Origin of the sequence: Methylobacterium sp. WL19, from assembly GCF_008040005.1 — a bacterium.
Lineage (GTDB): Bacteria > Pseudomonadota > Alphaproteobacteria > Rhizobiales > Beijerinckiaceae > Methylobacterium > Methylobacterium bullatum.
The window spans coordinates 1-16,605 of the sequence record NZ_VRVC01000018.1; the positions used below are offsets into that span (position 1 = coordinate 1).

Here is a 16,605-nt window from a genome sequence, read left to right on the forward strand (position 1 = left end):
GGCAGGCGCCGTGCGCGAGCGACCGCATCCGCGGCGGCGGGCGCGCCCACCATCAGGCTGGCGGCCGTGAGGATGCCCTCGCGATGGGCCTGCTCCACCGCCTCGTTGACCGCCAGGCTCAGGCCGAAATCGTCGGCGGTGACGATCAGGCGTTTCTTATGGGCCACGCTCAGTCCTCGTCAGAGTAAGCTGCTCCGCCACCGGGCGCCGATGCGGCGAAGGCCTCGCGGCCGAGCACCAGGGTCGCTCCGCCCTTGCCGCCCGACGTCGAGAGCGCCTGGAGCAGGCGCAGGTTCATGAGTTCCGGATTGCCCTTCAGCATCCGGGCCGAATTGGCCAGGGAGCGAAGGGCGGCCTGCTCGGCGCGCGCCCGCTCCAGGGAGGCCTGGCCCTCGAGCCGCGCCCGTTCGACCTCGGCATAAAGTCGGCGAACCTCGGGTGGCAGGGTCACGGCGCTGACGGTCGCACCGGTGATCCGGCAACCAGCGACGGGCCTGTCGAGGAAGGCGAGAAGTGCGGCGTCGAGGGTGGGGCGCTCGGACAGCAGGGTTTCGAGCGTACGGGCCGCCGCGAGCCGGATCAGGGCATCGGTTCCTGCGCGCTGCAGGCTGTCCCGGTAGCGGTTTTCATAGGCGACGCGCGGTTCCATCACCTCGAAGACCAGCGTGGCCGACAGGCGGAAGGAAAGCCGGTCCCCGCTGGTGACCTCGACGCCGTGCAGGCCTTCGAACGTTGGGACGTTCGGCAAGGTCACCACGAGACGGTCGCCCCACCCGAGGGTCCGGTAGCGCCCGGGCGGCAGATCTCCGGCAAAGCGTCCGTCGCGATAGAGCAGCCCGTGCTCCCATTCGTGCACGATGCGGGACAGGGGGCCGCGGAACGCGCGGTGCGTCCGCGTGATCGCGAGGCCGCCCACGAAGGCGAACGCGCCGACGACGAAAAGGACGGACAGCTCGGACATCGCACCCTTCCCCTTGGCCGGTCACCCTCCGGCGCCGCGGGGACGGGGCGGAGGCGCGTGGCCTGCAGGGCCCGATCCCGGCTGCCCGAGGGCCGGCGCCGGAGAGCTTTCGAGGCTGCCGAAACAGCGGAACGACGAATCCTCTCATCGCTGACCGCGCCGGAAGGCGTCGCGCGACCGGTTCCGTCGGGGAAAGCGTCTAGAGCATGATGCGGAAAGGGGGAACCGGCTTTTTCGCCTCTCGCCCGCGGCTCTGCGAACGACTGGGTCCCTGCCGGAAACGAAAACGGCCGGGCAGCGAGCCCGGCCGTCATGCGTCGATGCGAGAGCCGAGGCTCAGGCGGCCTTGGCGGTGCCCTGGCGCTCCTTGAGGAAGCGGTAGAACTCCACGCCTTCGCGCAGGCGGCGCTTCATCATGTCGGGCGAACGGACCATTTCGGAGACGATGGAGGCGATCTTCGGAGCGCGGAAATAGAACTTCCGGTAGAACTCCTCCACCGCCGCGAAGATCTCGGAATGCGACAGGTGCGGGTAATGCAGCGGCGCGATCTGCACGCCGTTCTCGTCGACGAGCTCTGCGTTCGCGATGTCGAGCCAGCCGTTCTCCACGGCCTGCTTGTAGAGGAAGGTGCCCGGATAGGGGGCCGCCAGCGATGCCTGGATCGTGTGCGGGTTGATGCGCTTGGCGAAGGCGATCGTCTCCTGGATCGTCTCACGGGTCTCGCCGGGCAGGCCGACGATGAAGGTGCCGTGGATGGCGATGCCGAGGTCGTGGCAATCCTTGGTGAACCGCTCGGCCACCTCGACGCGCATGCCCTTCTTGATGTTGTTGAGGATCTGCTGGTTGCCGGATTCGTAACCGACCAGAAGCAGGCGCAGGCCGTTCTCCTTGAGCACCTTCAGGGTGTCGCGCGGAACGTTCGCCTTGGCGTTGCACGACCAGGTGACGCCGAGCTTGCCGAGTTCGCGGGCGATTTCCTCGGCGCGCGGCAGGTTGTCGGTGAAGGTGTCGTCGTCGAAGAAGAACTCCTTCGTCTGCGGGAACTCCTTCAGGCAGTACTTGATCTCTTCGATCACGTGCGCGACCGAGCGGGTGCGGTAGGTGTGGCCGCCCACCGTCTGGGGCCAGAGGCAGAAGGTGCAGCGGCTCTTGCAGCCGCGGCCGGAATAGAACGAGATGTAGGGGTGCTTGAGGTACCCGATGAAGTACTTCTCCATCTGGAGATCGCGCTTGTAGACGCTCGTCACGAACGGAAGCTGGTCCATGTCGGTCATGATCTCGCGGTCCACGTTGTGGATCACGACACCGTTGGCGTCCCGGTAGGACAGGCCCTTGATCTCGGACATCGGAGTGCCGTCGGCGACTTCCTTGACGGTGAAGTCGAACTCGTTGCGGGCGCAGAAATCGATGCACGGGGCCTGGGCCATGGCGCCGGCCGCGTCGACCGCGACCTTGGCGCCGATGAGCCCGGCGATGAGCTTCGGGTTGGCGGCCTTGAGCGCCTCGACGGTCTTCACGTCGGACTTGAACGACGGCACCGATGTGTGGAGCACCACGAGGTCGAAATCATTGGCCTGAGCCACGATCTCGGGAAGCTTAATGTTGTGCGGAGGCGCGTCGATCAGCTTCGAGTTCGGCACCAGGGCCGCCGGCTGGGCGAGCCAGGTCGGGTACCAGAACGACTTGATCTCGCGCTTGGCCTGGTAGCGGGAGCCCGCGCCGCCGTCGAAACCGTCGAAGGTGGGAGCCTGGAGGAAAAGCGTGCGCATGGGGTTCAAGGCCTCAGCGAGAAAGGAAAAAGGGCGGACGGGACGCTAAAAGCGAAGATCAGAGCGAGGATGCACCAGCATCGTGGCCGAGGCTTCGCTCGGGGATCAGTGTGCCATCTGCAACCACCCGATAATCGTGACCTTTCCATGTCACCGCCCCCGAGACGAAGCTCCAGGAGAAGTTCATGAAGGAGAGGATGTCGCGAATCGGCAACAGCCAGTAGGGGTGCGGAGCGAGGCCGAAGGCGCGCTCCAGGCGGACGCAGAGGATGATGCGGCAGGCGAGCGCCAGGGCCGCCACCACGAGGCCGCTCGTATCGGCGCCGGGGATCAGGGCACCGATGAGGGCCAGCGGGAAGGCGTGGGTGACGATGGAGCCGGCATAGCCGGCCGGATCGACGTTGCGGATGGTCCGGTTCCAGCGCAGCTCGTGCTTCCACAGGCCGGCGAGATCGGTGTCGACGCAGGTATGCCCGATGGTGAAGGTCGGGATCGCCACGAGGCCGCCCCTGGCGCGGAGGGCCTCGCCCACGGCGTAGTCGTCGGCGAGATCGTCGCGGAAGGCCTCGAAGCCGCCCATCTCGGCCAAGGCCGTGGTGGTGAAGGCGATGGTCGAGCCGAAGCAGGGCTTGGCGAGGCCGAGCGAGGTGCCCATCACGACGTTGGGCAGGAACTGTACGTCGATGGCCAGCGCCGAGAGATGCGCCCAGATTCCGCGATGGGCCGGTACGCCGTGATAGAGGCAGGTGACGCCGTTCACGCCCGGCTGCCCGAGCTCGGCGACGATCCGTTCGAGGTAGTCGGGCCTCGCCACCATGTCGCTGTCGGCCAGCACGATCACGTCATGGGCGATCTGGGCCGACATGTTGATGAGGTTGGAGACCTTGCGGTTCGAGCCGTGCTGGCGCGCATCGATGACGAGATCGAGCTTCAGGTCGGGATAGGTTTCCGCGAGGCGGCGCACCACGGCGATCGCCGGGTCCGTGGCGTTCTGCACGCCGAACACCACCTGCATCGGGCCGGTGTAATCCTGGCGGCAGAAAGTCTCGAGATTCTCGTAGAGATTGGGCTCCATGCCGCAGAGCGGCTTCAGGATGGTCACCGAGGGACGCGCGGCGTTCGCCGTCAGGACCGGGAGGGGGCGGCGTGCGTAGCGGCCGGCCAGGAAGGCAGCCGTCAACCCGTAGACGCAGCCGGCCAGGGCCATGAGCTGGAACACGAGTGAGAGCCAGCTCAGGCTCGCCGAAGGCAGATCCGTCAAGGTGAGGTCCATGATGGGCGAAGCTCGGTCACGGTTTGGATGAGGGTGCCGCTGGGTCGGGACGACGGCACGGGTGGGTTCGTCCGGCCAGGCCCGGCGAGGGGCGTCTGGCCTGCGTCTAAGGCTTTGGTTTGGCGGCGAGCATCGCCGCCGTCCGATCGCGAAGGAATTTCAGCAGGCTTTCCGCCCCGCCCGCCTTCAGCGGATCGGCGAAGCTGCCGCGCATGGCGGCGATCTCGCTGACGTTGCCGTTGAGGTAGACGTCCTGGATGCGGTTGCCCGAGCCGACGAGGTAATCGATCTGCGAGGCGTCGCCATCCGCATTGGCGACCTCGGTCTGGACCACGCGGTTCTGCCCGCGCGCCTCGCTCTCGGGCTTGATGTCGAACTTGCCGCCGGCGGCCTGGGACAGGCGGGTGGCATAAGTCGCGGTGAAATACTGTTTGAAGGCTTCCGTCAGCGCGCCCTGCTGCTCGGGCGTGAAGCCCTTCCACTTCGCGCCCACGGCGACCCGCGCCATGGTGGCGAAGTCCATGCTCTGGTCGAGGACCGGGCCGATGACGAGCGCGCGGCTCTTCACGTCGGCCTCGGGCGCCTTGAGAGCGCCCTCGAAGCTGGCATAGAGACCGCGCACGGTCTGCACCGCCGCATCCTCGGCGGCGCGGGCAGCCGTTCCCGACAGGAGGGTGACGGCGAGGAGGGTCGAGGCGGCGAGCCCCGATGCGAAGCCGCTCACGCGCATTTCCGCAGCGTCCCCATATCGCTCTCCATCGATCGCAACACGGTGTGGTTTCCCACGAGGTTGGCGGGCACACGCGACACCGGCATGGCGTCCAGGCTCACCGCCCGGGCGATGTCACCCCCGGCTTTCACCGTTCCCTGCTCCACGGACACCGGGGCCGGAGAGGTCCGGTCTTCCGTGTCCGGCGCGTCCTTCTTGCCTTCCATGAAGTGCCAGGCCACCAGGCCGGGCACGCCGACCATGAGATCGGCCAGGCGCTTCACCAGGGAGAGCGCTAGGGCGGCCTCGGCGGGGATGCCGAAGATCGCGCAGAGGGCGATGAGGCCGCCTTCCTGGGCGCCCAGCGCCCCCGGCACCGCGAACGCCGCGCCACGGACCGCCTGGGCCAGGCTCTCGATCACGATGGCCTCGGCCACGGTCACCGGATAGCCCATGAAGTGCAGCGCCACGTAGACCTCGGCCGCACCGATGATCCAGCCGATCATGTGCACGCCCATGGCGCCGATGACCCGCTTGGGCGAGGAATAAAGTCTGCGCAGGCCGTCATAGAGTACGTCGACCGCGCCGAGTGCCCGCCATTCGCGGGCGGCGGCGAAGCGGTTCAGCATGGCCTGGATGACGCGGTGACCGCTGCGGCGCTGGATCAGGAAGAAGGCGCCGAGGGCCGGGGCCGCGATGGCGAGACCTCCGGCGACCGTGCGCACCACCGGGCCGTCGCCGTGCAGCCAGGCGAGCAGGGCGACGCCGCCGACCGTGAAGAGGAACTGGGTGACCGCCTGCGTCATCAGGTCGACGAACATGCTGGCGCCGGCGAGCCCCCCGGAGACGCCGCGCTGCGCCAGGAGCCGGGCGCCGACGAAATCGCCGCCGACGGTGGCCACGGGAAGGAGCGTGTTGATGCCCTCGCGGACGAAGCGCAGGGAGACGCAGTTCCACAGGCCCGGGCGGTCGGCCCGCGGGAACACGGCGAACCAGCCGAGTCCGGCCCAGCCCACGGCGACGGCGCGTACAACCACGACGATGGCGGCGCCCCAGCCGGCGCTCACCAAAGCGGCGGCGACATCATCCAGTCCCGATGACAAGAACAGGCCTGCAACCGTGCAGAGGCCGACGATGAGGGCCAATGTCGTCAGACGCTTCATGATCCCCCTTCGACCGTCGGCGCGGACGATTTTTTAGAGAAATTCACCGACCCCCCGGACGAAAAACCTTCCGGAAAACGTTGGCATCATCGGAAGTTGCAGCTTTGGATTTCGTTGTCTATCACCCGATAGACACAGTGCGGGCCAAAGCGGCGATGGGGCCTGAGCCTCGAAGAAACAGCCGCATTTTAAGGCGCGACCAAGGGACGAATGATGGACCGCGAAGCTTTCACCACGGCCCGGGACGCCGTGCTCGCCGACGCGCAGATCGATGCTTATGACACCGCCCCGGCCGACTATCGCGGCACCCCCGCCCCGAAATCTCCGGTCATGGCATGGAACGAGTGGGACCCTCTTGAGGAGGTGATCGTCGGCAGCCTCGAGGGCGCGACCATTCCGTCCCACCACCTCACGGTGATCTTCAACCTGCCGCGTGCCGCGCAGCCGTTCTACCGGTTCGCCGCGGGCTTCCGCTATCCGAAGTTCATGAAGAAGCTCGCCCAGGCCGAGCTCGACAACTTCATCACGATCCTCGCCGGCGAGGGCGTGAAAGTCCGCCGTCCCGACACGGTGGATTTCTCGCGCAAGTACAACGCACCCCGCTGGTCGTCCCGCGGCTTCTGCGTCGCCTGCCCGCGCGACCCGTACCTCGTGATCGGCGACGAGATCATCGAGAGCCCGATGTGCTGGCGCTCGCGCTATTTCGAGGGCGATGCCTACCGCTCGCTGTTCAAGGAATATTTTCGCAACGGCGCACGATGGACCTCGGCGCCCCGGCCGCAATTGACGGACGAGCTCTACAATTACGATTACCGCGTGCCGAACCTGAAGGCCGGCGAGCCGATGCAGTTCACGGTCAACGAGTTCGAGCCGGTCTTCGACGCGGCCGATTTCGTCCGCTGCGGCCGCGACCTCTTCGTCACCCGGTCCAACGTGACGAACCTCATGGGCATCGAGTGGCTGCGCCGCCACCTCGGCTCGGGCTTCCGCGTCCACGAGATCGAGAGCCGCTGCCCGCAGCCGATGCATATCGACTCGTCCTTCATGCCGCTGGCCCCGGGCAAGGTGCTGGTGAACCCGGATTATATCGACGTCGAGAAGCTGCCAGCCGTGCTCAAGAAGTGGGACGTGCTGATCGCGCCCCGCCCCGATCCGGTGGAGGGCTTCATGAGCAAGATCTCGATGTGCTCGCCCTGGACTTCGATCAACGTGCTCGCCATCGACGAGAAGAAGATCGTCGTCGACGCGAGCCAGCCGACCTTGATCAAGGCCCTGAAGGATTGGGGCTTCGATCCGATCCCGGCGCCGTTCCTGTCCTACGGTCCGTTCGGCGGCTCGTTCCACTGCGCGACCCTCGATGTGCGCCGTCGCGGTGCTCTGAAGTCCTATTTCTAGCCTCGAGATCGCTTCGGCGCGCCTGTCGTGCCGAAGCGTCTTTCCGACAGTGCCAACATAGGTCTGTCGTCACGTCGGGTTTGTCGTGATGCGTTAGGGATTTGTGTCTATGACATCGCTCATGGACACGATGTTTCCCAACCCATCCTCGCGCCCTGCGCAACGGACGGGGCTTGCCGCCATGCCGGCCCTGGCTCTCGCGGGCTCGCTCATGGCGGCGGGTGCGGCGGGAGCGGCCGACCTCATGGAGATTGAGCGGCCGCCGACGTTCCTCGCCCTCGACCAGAACCTCTGGGTCGTGACGGTGACGGCGACGGTGCAGGCGACGCCGAGTTTTCCGGGGTCGAACGAGTATACCGCCATCGGCTACCCATCGATCAGCATCGCCAAGGCCGGTACGCCACGCCGGTTCTCGTCGCCCGATGACGGGATCAGCGTCTCACTCTACGATTCGCCGCTCTTCAATGCCGGTCTGACGGCGGAGTACGTGCCCGGCCGCTATTACGGCGACAACCGGCGGGACCTGTTCGGTCTGCGCGATGCCCAGTTCGCCATCGAGCCGGGTGTCTTCGTCGAGTATTACCCCACGCAATGGCTTCGCGCCCGGGCCGAGTTGCGCCATGGGATCTTCGGGCATCACGGCTTCGTCGGCTCGCTCGGCGCGGACGTGATCCAGCCCTTCGACCGCTGGCAGGTCTCGGTGGGCCCGCGCTTCAACTTCGGCGATGCCAGCTTCGCCCGGCGCTATTTCGGTGTTCAGCCATTCGAGGCGGCGCTCAACGGAACGCTGACCCCGTTCCGACCCGACAGCTACGTCACGGTCGGCGCCTTGGGCGCTGTGACCTACACGTTCGACGAGCGGTGGGCCGCGACGGGATATGTCGGCTATAATCGCATCGTCGGTTCATCCGCCGACAGCCCGCTGGTGCGCCGCCAGTTCGGGTCGCAGAACCAGTACACGTTCGGTGTGAAGGTGAATTACAGTTTCACCACGCAGCCCTGGTTCTAGAAAACAACGTCCGAGACGGGTCGTCCGGCCGCTGTTTCACCCGGCGACACGGGGCCGGACTCTTCCGCCCGGAACCGGCGGCGTGGCCAGTGCCCGTCGCCATGTGCATCCGGCGAGGGCAAGGGCGAGCCCGTATTGGAGCAATCCGTTCTCGGCGAGGTCTGCCGGCGCGATCTGTGCCTGGATCGCCCAGCGCGTCAGGACATTGAGCAGGATGAGCCCGGCGCAGAAGGCGGCGGCGGTGATCAGGGCGGCGACGAAATCGGGCATGGCACGACCTCCGGAGAACCGGATTTCGAACTAGCAAGGCGCGCGCCAGCCTTTCCCCACCAACGATGTCCGGTTCAGGCCGCCGGCGGCTTCGTCGCCTCCATGGCGGGGTGGGCGGCAAAGCTCGTGAACCAGGCCGCCAGATCCGGGTACTCCTGCTTCCAGCCGAGTTCGGTGAAGCGCAGGTCGAGATATCCGAGGGCGCAGGCGATGCTGATCGTCCCGATATCGACCCGGTCGGCAAAGCCTCGCGCCCGGTCGTCGAGGGCTGCCAGCGCGCTTCGTATCTTGGCCTCCTGGCCGTCCATCCAGGCGACGGAGCGTTCGGAAGCGTCGCGGGCCGTGAGTTCGTAGCGGATCAGCAGGGCCGCATCGAGGATGCCGTCGGCGATGGATTGCTCGTTGAGCGCCGTCCAGCGGGAGGGGCCGGCCGGCGGGAACAGCGCTCCGCCGGCGCGGGCATCGAGATATTCGCAGATCACCCGGCTGTCGGCCAAGGCGTGGCCCTCGTCATCGAGGAGGGTCGGCACCTGCGCCATGGGGTGATGGGCGAGGATGGTGCCGTCGCGCTTCACCGGATGCGCGGCGCTCGGCAGCAACTCGATACGGTCGACGAGGCCCAGGACATGAGCGCAGGCCATGACCTTCCGCGCGAAGGGCGAGAAGTGCGAATGGAACAGCTTCATCGGGACCTTCCGGGCTCGGTACGTCGGCATGAGGGGGAACCGGCCCGCTTTCGGCAAAAGCCGTCGCAAAGGCAAGCCCCGGCGACCTGCCGATCGTGCGCGAAGGGGCCGCGATCAGGGCCGGCGGGCGGGCTTCGGCTTGGGCGGTGCGACGGACGCAGGCACCGGGGCCACCGGCGCGGCCACCCGCGCGGGGCGGGGCGTTTCCACGGCGAGACGTTTCACCGGCCAGCCGTCGCTCCAGCGCTCCATGTCGCTGAAACGCGGATTGGCCTTGAGGCTCGTCGGATCCCCGCCGAACGCCGCGGCCGCGGCCAGATCGAACGTCTTCCAGTAGGCGAGATAGTCGAGACTGTCCGCGCGGGAATTGTTGAGTTGAGCCAGCAGCGTCGTCTGTTCGCCGGTCAGCGACATGTCGGCCGACCATTTGAATGGGGCCGGCGGCTGCTTGGGATCCTTCGGGGGCTCCGGCGGCAGCTTGATGGCACCCCCGTCATAGGCGGTGTCCACGGCGCCCGGCGAGGTCAATGTCGCCGTGAGCGACGGGAAACCGTGATCGTCGGAGAGCGCGCGGATGAAGAGCTTACGCTCGGGCGCGACGGCACTCGCTTCGCGCAGGAGGCGTCTGGCGGCAAGGTCGGCGGCGCGGGCATCCCGGTCGCCGATCACGGTGATGACCAGGGTCTCGGGATCGATCTTCGACAGGTCGCGCAAAACGACCCCCCGGGATTTGGCATCGCTCGCGATCCCGCCCGGCATGATCGCGAAGACGAGACGGGGCACCGGCAGGCCCGCCTCCCCGGCATCGGCAGCGAGGTTGGCGGCGATCGGTGCACCCGCGAGGTGGCCGATCAGGGCGACGCGCTTCAGGTCGGGCTTGGCATCGGGATCGGTCTCGAGATCCGCGAGGGCGGCCTTCACCAGTTTCTCGGCGTTGCCGGTGGCATCCGCCGGCCTCGTCCGGTTGATCTCCTGGAAGCGGGGAAACACGACGAGATACCCGGCTCTGGCGAGGTGATCGATCCATGCTCCGTAAGGCAACGGGTTGGGCGAACCCCAGGCGTGCAGGAAAACGACGACGGGTCGCCCTTCCGCCGGTGCCGCACCGGCCGCGTGGAAGACGAAGGTCGCCGCACTGGGGCGCCCGAGCGCCCGTTTCACGATGGATACGGAGCGATCTCCAATCCCGCCCGGGCCTTGGGCGGGCTGATTGGGCGGTGTCGCGCCGAGGACCGGTTCGCACAACGACGCGACGACAAGCGAGGCGCCGAGAACGAGGCAGGCTTTCAAACGCATGACGGGCTCGTCAGATCGATCCGGAGGGGCGCGCCCGGAATATCAGGTTTTCAGCGATGAAGGCGAGACGATCCCGGTCTCCCGCCAAGTCCTGACGGATTGCGTCATTCGGGCCGCACCAATGGTAGGATCAGGATCGCGGCAAGAGAGACATCGAGCTATGGCGTCTCCGCTCCCGGATTGCATCTGTCGTCGATGAGCTTCGCCAGACGAAGCAATTCCTCGGGCACGGAATGGTCGATGATCTCGCTGTACATCGTGCGCAGATTGTCGCCGACATTCTGCATCATCCTCGACTCCGAGTAGACGGTATACGATTGTCCTGATCGACTGATATTGGCCATGGTCATCGTGGCGGTGGTGCTCATTTGAAGCTCGTGCAGTCTGGTTCCATCAATCATGAACCCATGGACCAACGGCTGGCGCCGAAGAAGTTTCCTTTTAAACTGGGATAATTGTGGCTGCCGGCCGAACGACCATCAGGGGGTGTTGCCGCCGATCCTGTCGATGCCCGGCCCTTGCTCGGGCGTGCGGCCTGAAGCCTCTTCGACCCAGGCCAGGATATCCGATGCCCGCCACGGCTTCGGGATGAAGGTCGCGGAAACCCGCAGGTCACTCGGCTGATCGCCGGCATCGCCGGAGGTCAGCAGAACCCGCACGCGGGGCCAGGTGACGCCGATGATCCGGGCGAGTTCGAAACCGCCGATGGGACCGGGGGTGCGCACATCGGAGAAGACGACGCTCACCGCACCGTCCTTCTCGTTCAGGATTGCCAAGGCTCGCTCGGCGGTTTCCGCCTCGATGACGCTGAAGCCGGTCTCTTCCAGTAAAGCGGCCGCGAGAAATCGCTCGTCGGGCTCGTCCTCGACGACGAGGATCACCGGTTTCGCGCCCGATGGATTCACAGCACTCATGGGTCCGGAACGCTCTTCAGGGCTGACGGCCGCATCGGCCGCCATCCCAGCAACGCTATGTAGTCCTGCCCGTCAATGTGTCGATCCAGCGCTCGGATCATGAATTTCGACGGGTTCGCGCCGCAAAATCATGATCAAGGTGCCGGTTTCTCAATTCTTGCAGAGGGAACGCTCTCACGGGAGGTGGCTGATCCCCCCGTCGAGCCATTCTTCGCGCCGGTGCACTGCGGTACGATTTACCCGACCCCGTGGCTTTTGAGAAACGCCAGAGCGCGAGCCCAACCCTGCTCGGCGCTGTCCTTGCGATAGCTCGGCCGGTAATCGGCGTGAAACCCGTGCGGCGCCTCCGGGAACACGACGAGCTCGACGCTGCGCCCCGCGGCGTTCGCCCGGTCGCGGGCGTCTTCGACGCTGGCCACTGGAATGCCCGTATCGGCGCCGCCGTAGATCGCGAGGAGTGGTGCATGGAGATCGGTCGCCACGTCCCCCGCCGTTTTGGGCTGAAGCTCCGTGCGGTCACCGCCGAGCGGGCCGTACCACGCCACCGCTGCCTTCAGGTCGCGTCTGTGCGCCGCGTAGAGCCATGCTCCGCGTCCTCCGCGACACCAACCCATCGTGCCGATCCGCCCGGCATCGGCTTTCGAATCGGCGATGGCCCAGGATGAAGCGGCGTCGAGATCCGCGATCCACTGGGCGTCCGGGGTCTTCAGGATGACATCACGGACGATCGCCTTCACGTCCGTCATCTTCGAGAGATCGCCTTGCCGCGCGTAAAGTTCGGGCGCGACCGCGCAATAGCCGACCTTGGCCAGCCGACGGCAAACATCCTTGATGTATTCGTGAACCCCGAAAATCTCTTCGATGACGAGAATCAGGGGAAACGGACCCGCCCCTTCGGGCATCGCCCGATAACCCGGCATCGGCCCGTCGGCCGCCGGAATCTTCACCTCACCGGCAACGAGACCGGCCGAATCCGTCGTGACCACCTGCGCCTGCGCATTCGCCTCGGCCAGGGTGAACCCGGCGATGAGGCTCGTCATGACGAAGCCCCGCCGCGAGAAGGGCGGGACCACGAGCCCGTCGAGGCCGCCCAGTCCCTTGCTCCGCTGGTCCTTGTCCGTCCCGTGATCGTCCATGGGATGCTCTCCTGCCCGGCGCCGTACGACGCGTCTTCAGACAACTAGAGTATCACCGGCCGAGGTCACGTCAGGACAGGGCCGCGCGCACCATCTCGACCTCGTCCTTCCGGCCGGCACCATTGCGATGCGGGGACGGACGGTTATCCGACGCGGCGGGCCGCCGCCGGGCTATGGATTTCGGACGCACCAGTTCCGCCAGCTTGGTGAAGCCTTCGCTGCCGGGCTGACCGCCCTGCCCCATCCGGAGACCGAAGCCGGTGACGAAGGACTGCGCCAAAGCCTCGTCGCGCTCCACATCGAACAGATCGGCGGCCGCCTGGAACGCCTCACGGAACGGGCGCAGGGAGCACCAGCTCTTCTCCGCAAGATGGAGCGGCCATTCCCAAAGGCCCGTCTCGGAGCGCCGCCCCAACCCGTCGCGCGCGATGAAATATCCGGTCCCGCGATGCTCCAGACCATCCGCGATCACGCGCCAGTCGGCGTTCTCGAACAGGACCACTTCTTCGCTCGAAGCCTCAAGATCGATCATCGCGTTCCCCTGCCATCGTCGAGGAGCGCACTGACGCAGGCTCACTCACTCATGGAACAATGAGGGAACATTGGTGGGAAACCGAGCGGGCGTCAAGACGCTTGTTCACGCTGCGTTCGCTTAAGACCGCCGGTCGAGGACGACCGATACTCAGTTTTCAGCGCGATCCGAACATCGTGTGCTCGACCCGGTCGCCCGCCTTGATGCCGAGCTTGGCCGTCGTGCCGGCGTTGAGCTCCAACACCGCCACCACGGGTTCGCCCGATGGGATGACCTTGGTCGACAGGGGCTCGGTATTCGTCGCAATCCGGGCGATGCTTCCGTCGGGCCGGATGAAGAGCATGTCGAGGGGCAGGTAGGTGTTCTTCATCCACATGGCGACGCGTTCGATTTTCTGGAAGTCGAACAGCATGCCGTGCTCGGGCGGCATCGAGCGGCGAAACATCAGGCCGCGCGAGCGCGATTCGTCGTCCCGCATCACCTCGACGGAAAAGCTGTGCCGGGTACCCCTGCTGGCGATTTCCAGAGGTTCCGTCGCCGCGACCTCCTGAGCGGTGGCGGCGCCGAGGCCCGCCAGGATGGCGACGAGGATCAGGAGCGCGCGCAAGGGCGCGAACGAGCGGGCGGCGTTGAACGATGTCACGTGGTCATTCCGTCAGTGGGAGGCGGGCAGCGCGCCGTCCAGAAGCCGAACCTCGGCCGCCATCTTGCCCTTCGAACCGTCGCCATACCGAACGAGAACGGTCTCACCGGGCTTCAGTTCGGCGATGCCGTAGCGACGCAACGTTTCCATATGGACGAAGATGTCGGGAGAGCCGTCGCCACGGCTGAGGAAGCCGAATCCGCGCAGACGGTTGAACCACTTCACCACCGCCGTCTCGAGCCCGCTCGTCGCCGTCACGCTCACATGTGTGCGGGGCATGGGGAGTTCGGACGGATGCGTCGCCGTCGACTGATCGAGGGAGATCACCCGGAAAGCCTGCCAGCCACGCGGCCGCTCGGTGGCTTCCACCACGATCCGTGCGCCCTCGCTCGCCGCCTGATGTCCATCGCGGCGAAGGCAGGTGATATGAACCAGCACGTCGGCGGAGCCGTCGTCCGGCAGGATGAAGCCGAACCCTTTCGAGACGTCGAACCACTTGATGCGGCCTGATACCTCGACGAGGTCGAGGGGGCGCAGCACCTCTCCGTCGGCGAGATCGGTGCTTCGCCCGTTGACCGATTCCCCCGAGGCGTGAAGCCCATGCGCGCCTGATCCGACATCGTCCGACATGTAAGCAACCCACACCGAATCACGCGTCGCGATCCGCACCACAGATTAACAAAGTCACAACCCGGCGGAAGCCCGTTTGACCGACAACGACTGCGGCGATTGATACATTCTTCAGCATATCGGCTCGGGCGCAACAGGCCGTCCGGGACGCGGCATTTGCGCCGAATCTTTCCCGAGGCCTCTATCGCAGATCCTCTCTGCCGAGTGGCGGGGCGGGTTCGGGCCGATCACGATCGGTCGCCATCATGTCGGGAGAAGCCCTGCATTTGTTCATCGCGCCGGAGCGAACGGATGATCCCGCGATCGGCGGTGCCCTTGCGTCGGACTCACCACCGGCGATAGCCAACGCGGATGATCCAGACCTTCCTTTCCGTGGCGAAGCCTTCGCCCTGCCCGCGCTCATGCGCCCGGCCCGAACGGCAGCCCCATCCGAGGCCGGGCGCATGAGCGCCTCGACGGCGAGCCCCGTCACGGGTGCCGAAGCGCCACAATCCACCACCCGGTTCCGCGAGGCCCGGCGGTTCGATCTCATCGACGTCGCGCGCGGCATCGCTCTCCTGGCGATGGCCGTCTACCACACCACCTGGGATCTCGGAGATCTGAGGCTCACGCCGGAGAACTACGCCCTGGCGCCGCTGGGCAAGGTCGCGGCCCATCTCATCGCCGGCACGTTCCTCGTGCTCGTCGGCATCGGCCTCGTCCTGATGAACCGGGACGGTCTCCGGCCCCGCGCGTTTCTCCTGCGGCTCGCGCGGATCGGCATCGCCGCCCTCCTCACTACGGCGGCGACATTCTACACCTTTCCCGACAGCTACATCTTCTTCGGAATCCTGCACTGCATCGCCGTATCGAGCGTGCTCGCCGTGCCGTTCCTGCGGGTCTCGCCGGTGGCGGCACTGGTGGTCGGCATCGTCGTGCTGGCAACGCCCGCCGTCATGGCGAACCCGGATTATCACCTCGCCGTCTTCGACGATCCGATCCTGAGTTTCCTCGGCCTCGGCATGCTGCCGCCCCGCACCAACGATTACGTGCCCCTGTTTCCCTGGTTCGGGCTGGTTCTCTTGGGGCTCGCACTGGCCCGGCTCGGGCTGCCGGCCTTCATGCGCAGTCGCCTGTCACAGTGGCGGCCGAGATCGCTCCCCTCGCGGGGGCTGGCCCTGGCCGGGCGCCACAGCCTCGCGGTGTATCTCGTGCACCAGCCGCTTCTGCTCGCCCTGCTGACGGGCGTCGTGACCGTGACCGGTCCGCATCCGAAGGCCGGTCTCGTTGCATTCCGTCAGGATTACCGCACGCAGTGTGAGGCGACCGGGGGCAATGCGCAGACATGCCGAGTGGCCGCCCGCTGCGTCGCCGATGCCCTCCAGCGCGAGAATCTGTGGGCGATCAAGGGGCGGAGTTTCAACGCGGAGGAGCGGGCGAAGGCCCAGGCTCTGTCCCAATCCTGTTACGAAACGGCCGATGGTCCAGCGGTATCGCCGTGAGGCCGTCTTGAACGAAAGGCACCCGCCTCACGAGGGAGGCGGGTGCCCAAGCCTTCGATGAACACGAGCCTAGAGGATCCACGGTGATCGGGGATCCTCGATCCTCAATCCTTGGCGCGTTCCACGTAGGAACCGTCTTCCGTCAGGATCACCACGCGGGTGCCCACCGCCACATGCGGCGGTACGGCGGTGCGCACGCCGTTGGACAGGATCGCCGGCTTGTAGGAGGAGGAGGCCGTCTGGCCCTTCATCGCCGGCTCGGTCTCGGTGATCTCGAGGGTGACGCGCTGGGGCAGTTCGACGGTGAGCGGCACGTCGTTATGCGAGGCCAGCATCACCTTCATGCCTTCCTGCAGGTACGGCGCGGCGCTGCCGACGACGTCCTTGGGCACCGCCACCTGATCGTAGTTCTCAGGATTCATGAAGTGGTAGCCCTCGCTGTCCTCGTACAGGAAGGTGTGCTCGCGGTCCTCGACGAAGGCGCGTTCCACCGATTCGGTGGTGCGGTAGCGCTCGGACACCTTCACCCCGTCGGTGATGCGGCGCATGTCGAGCTGCGTCACGGGAGTGCCCTTGCCGGGGTGGATGTTCTCCACCGTCAGGATGACGTAGAGCTTGCCGTCCTTGTCGACGACGTTGCCCTTGCGGAGCGTAGAGGCGATCACCTTCACGGGGTCAGATCCTGTTCGAGACAATATATGCGATGCCCCGGCGCGGATTCGGCCCGCGGGAGCGAC

The 16,605-nt window shown here is 66.4% G+C and carries 19 protein-coding genes; 3 read left to right on the top strand and 16 right to left on the bottom strand.

All coding sequences use genetic code 11. The features are described from left to right. From FV220_RS05705 to FV220_RS05730, 6 genes are all read right to left on the bottom strand, one after another. Window positions 1–167, bottom strand: a 167-nt coding sequence (locus tag FV220_RS05705; protein WP_147830117.1) for a ChbG/HpnK family deacetylase, incomplete at its 3' end; no start/stop codon positions are given. A gap of 2 nt (window positions 168–169) precedes the next feature. Continuing rightward, window positions 170–961: an SPFH domain-containing protein gene (locus tag FV220_RS05710; RefSeq protein WP_147830119.1), complete on the bottom strand. Its 792-nt coding sequence runs from the start codon at window positions 959–961 to the stop codon at window positions 170–172. A gap of 336 nt (window positions 962–1,297) precedes the next feature. Then, complete coding sequence (gene hpnJ / locus FV220_RS05715) at window positions 1,298–2,731, bottom strand: hopanoid biosynthesis associated radical SAM protein HpnJ (RefSeq protein WP_018044397.1); 1,434 nt, start codon at window positions 2,729–2,731, stop codon at window positions 1,298–1,300. A 58-nt stretch (window positions 2,732–2,789) separates the two neighbouring features. Beyond that, window positions 2,790–4,004, bottom strand: a complete 1,215-nt coding sequence (hpnI, locus tag FV220_RS05720) for a bacteriohopanetetrol glucosamine biosynthesis glycosyltransferase HpnI (protein WP_056162570.1) — start codon at window positions 4,002–4,004, stop codon at window positions 2,790–2,792. 106 nt (window positions 4,005–4,110) lie between these two features. Beyond that, window positions 4,111–4,734: an ABC transporter substrate-binding protein gene (locus FV220_RS05725; RefSeq protein WP_056162567.1), complete on the bottom strand. Its 624-nt coding sequence runs from the start codon at window positions 4,732–4,734 to the stop codon at window positions 4,111–4,113. Further along, window positions 4,725–5,876, bottom strand: a complete 1,152-nt coding sequence (locus tag FV220_RS05730; protein WP_056146483.1) for a flippase-like domain-containing protein — start codon at window positions 5,874–5,876, stop codon at window positions 4,725–4,727. Before FV220_RS05730 ends, FV220_RS05725 begins: the two co-directional genes overlap by 10 nt. A 213-nt stretch (window positions 5,877–6,089) precedes the next feature. On the opposite strand from FV220_RS05730, the gene FV220_RS05735 reads away from it, so the two are divergent. Both FV220_RS05735 and FV220_RS05740 read left to right on the top strand, forming a co-directional pair. Continuing rightward, window positions 6,090–7,271: an amidinotransferase gene (locus FV220_RS05735; protein ID WP_147830144.1), complete on the top strand. Its 1,182-nt coding sequence runs from the start codon at window positions 6,090–6,092 to the stop codon at window positions 7,269–7,271. 109 nt (window positions 7,272–7,380) lie between these two features. After that, window positions 7,381–8,280, top strand: a complete 900-nt coding sequence (locus FV220_RS05740) for a MipA/OmpV family protein (protein WP_238253781.1) — start codon at window positions 7,381–7,383, stop codon at window positions 8,278–8,280. A gap of 36 nt (window positions 8,281–8,316) precedes the next feature. Here the strand turns inward: FV220_RS05740 and FV220_RS05745 are convergent, their stop codons facing one another. From FV220_RS05745 to FV220_RS05785, 9 genes are all read right to left on the bottom strand, one after another. Further along, window positions 8,317–8,550 (bottom strand): hypothetical protein, encoded by a 234-nt coding sequence (locus FV220_RS05745; protein ID WP_056146480.1) that lies wholly within the window; start codon window positions 8,548–8,550, stop codon window positions 8,317–8,319. A gap of 74 nt (window positions 8,551–8,624) precedes the next feature. Beyond that, the gene (locus tag FV220_RS05750; RefSeq protein WP_147830121.1) at window positions 8,625–9,236 is read right to left on the bottom strand and encodes a glutathione S-transferase family protein; all 612 of its coding nucleotides are present in this window, start codon (window positions 9,234–9,236) and stop codon (window positions 8,625–8,627) included. 114 nt (window positions 9,237–9,350) lie between these two features. Next, window positions 9,351–10,532: an alpha/beta hydrolase gene (locus FV220_RS05755; protein WP_147830123.1), complete on the bottom strand. Its 1,182-nt coding sequence runs from the start codon at window positions 10,530–10,532 to the stop codon at window positions 9,351–9,353. A gap of 158 nt (window positions 10,533–10,690) precedes the next feature. Next, entirely contained in the window at window positions 10,691–10,900 is a 210-nt protein-coding gene (locus FV220_RS05760; protein WP_246689386.1) for a hypothetical protein, read from the bottom strand. Between the two features lie 111 nt (window positions 10,901–11,011). After that, a complete protein-coding gene (locus FV220_RS05765; RefSeq protein ID WP_026176030.1) occupies window positions 11,012–11,446 on the bottom strand; it encodes a response regulator in 435 nt (144 codons plus the stop codon). 236 nt (window positions 11,447–11,682) lie between these two features. Next, the gene (locus FV220_RS05770; RefSeq protein ID WP_056162557.1) at window positions 11,683–12,582 is read right to left on the bottom strand and encodes a dienelactone hydrolase family protein; all 900 of its coding nucleotides are present in this window, start codon (window positions 12,580–12,582) and stop codon (window positions 11,683–11,685) included. A 70-nt stretch (window positions 12,583–12,652) separates the two neighbouring features. Next, complete coding sequence (locus FV220_RS05775; protein WP_056146474.1) at window positions 12,653–13,114, bottom strand: hypothetical protein; 462 nt, start codon at window positions 13,112–13,114, stop codon at window positions 12,653–12,655. Window positions 13,115–13,271: 157 nt separating this feature from the next. After that, entirely contained in the window at window positions 13,272–13,757 is a 486-nt protein-coding gene (locus FV220_RS05780; RefSeq protein WP_056146472.1) for a DUF192 domain-containing protein, read from the bottom strand. A 12-nt stretch (window positions 13,758–13,769) separates the two neighbouring features. Beyond that, window positions 13,770–14,387: a cold-shock protein gene (locus FV220_RS05785; protein WP_056146470.1), complete on the bottom strand. Its 618-nt coding sequence runs from the start codon at window positions 14,385–14,387 to the stop codon at window positions 13,770–13,772. A gap of 245 nt (window positions 14,388–14,632) precedes the next feature. On the opposite strand from FV220_RS05785, the gene FV220_RS05790 reads away from it, so the two are divergent. Beyond that, complete coding sequence (locus FV220_RS05790; RefSeq protein ID WP_210322850.1) at window positions 14,633–15,868, top strand: heparan-alpha-glucosaminide N-acetyltransferase; 1,236 nt, start codon at window positions 14,633–14,635, stop codon at window positions 15,866–15,868. Window positions 15,869–15,972: 104 nt separating this feature from the next. Here FV220_RS05790 and efp read toward each other — a convergent pair whose 3' ends face one another. Continuing rightward, complete coding sequence (efp, locus tag FV220_RS05795) at window positions 15,973–16,539, bottom strand: elongation factor P (protein WP_018044413.1); 567 nt, start codon at window positions 16,537–16,539, stop codon at window positions 15,973–15,975. Window positions 16,540–16,605: the final 66 nt, after the last annotated feature.

Bases quoted from the DNA above. Each gene is read 5' to 3' on its own strand.
- FV220_RS05730 (WP_056146483.1), bottom strand. From the start codon at position 5,876: ATGAAGCGTCTGACGACATTGGCCCTCATCGTCGGCCTCTGCACGGTT.
- FV220_RS05765 (WP_026176030.1), bottom strand. From the start codon at position 11,446: ATGAGTGCTGTGAATCCATCGGGCGCGAAACCGGTGATCCTCGTCGTC.
- FV220_RS05745 (WP_056146480.1), bottom strand. From the start codon at position 8,550: ATGCCCGATTTCGTCGCCGCCCTGATCACCGCCGCCGCCTTCTGCGCC.
- FV220_RS05710 (WP_147830119.1), bottom strand. From the start codon at position 961: ATGTCCGAGCTGTCCGTCCTTTTCGTCGTCGGCGCGTTCGCCTTCGTG.
- FV220_RS05790 (WP_210322850.1), top strand. From the start codon at position 14,633: ATGTCGGGAGAAGCCCTGCATTTGTTCATCGCGCCGGAGCGAACGGAT.
- FV220_RS05770 (WP_056162557.1), bottom strand. From the start codon at position 12,582: ATGGACGATCACGGGACGGACAAGGACCAGCGGAGCAAGGGACTGGGC.
- hpnI (WP_056162570.1), bottom strand. From the start codon at position 4,004: ATGGACCTCACCTTGACGGATCTGCCTTCGGCGAGCCTGAGCTGGCTC.
- hpnJ (WP_018044397.1), bottom strand. From the start codon at position 2,731: ATGCGCACGCTTTTCCTCCAGGCTCCCACCTTCGACGGTTTCGACGGC.
- FV220_RS05760 (WP_246689386.1), bottom strand. From the start codon at position 10,900: ATGAGCACCACCGCCACGATGACCATGGCCAATATCAGTCGATCAGGA.
- FV220_RS05740 (WP_238253781.1), top strand. From the start codon at position 7,381: ATGACATCGCTCATGGACACGATGTTTCCCAACCCATCCTCGCGCCCT.
- FV220_RS05725 (WP_056162567.1), bottom strand. From the start codon at position 4,734: ATGCGCGTGAGCGGCTTCGCATCGGGGCTCGCCGCCTCGACCCTCCTC.
- FV220_RS05735 (WP_147830144.1), top strand. From the start codon at position 6,090: ATGGACCGCGAAGCTTTCACCACGGCCCGGGACGCCGTGCTCGCCGAC.
- FV220_RS05750 (WP_147830121.1), bottom strand. From the start codon at position 9,236: ATGAAGCTGTTCCATTCGCACTTCTCGCCCTTCGCGCGGAAGGTCATG.
- FV220_RS05775 (WP_056146474.1), bottom strand. From the start codon at position 13,114: ATGATCGATCTTGAGGCTTCGAGCGAAGAAGTGGTCCTGTTCGAGAAC.
- FV220_RS05785 (WP_056146470.1), bottom strand. From the start codon at position 14,387: ATGTCGGACGATGTCGGATCAGGCGCGCATGGGCTTCACGCCTCGGGG.
- FV220_RS05755 (WP_147830123.1), bottom strand. From the start codon at position 10,532: ATGCGTTTGAAAGCCTGCCTCGTTCTCGGCGCCTCGCTTGTCGTCGCG.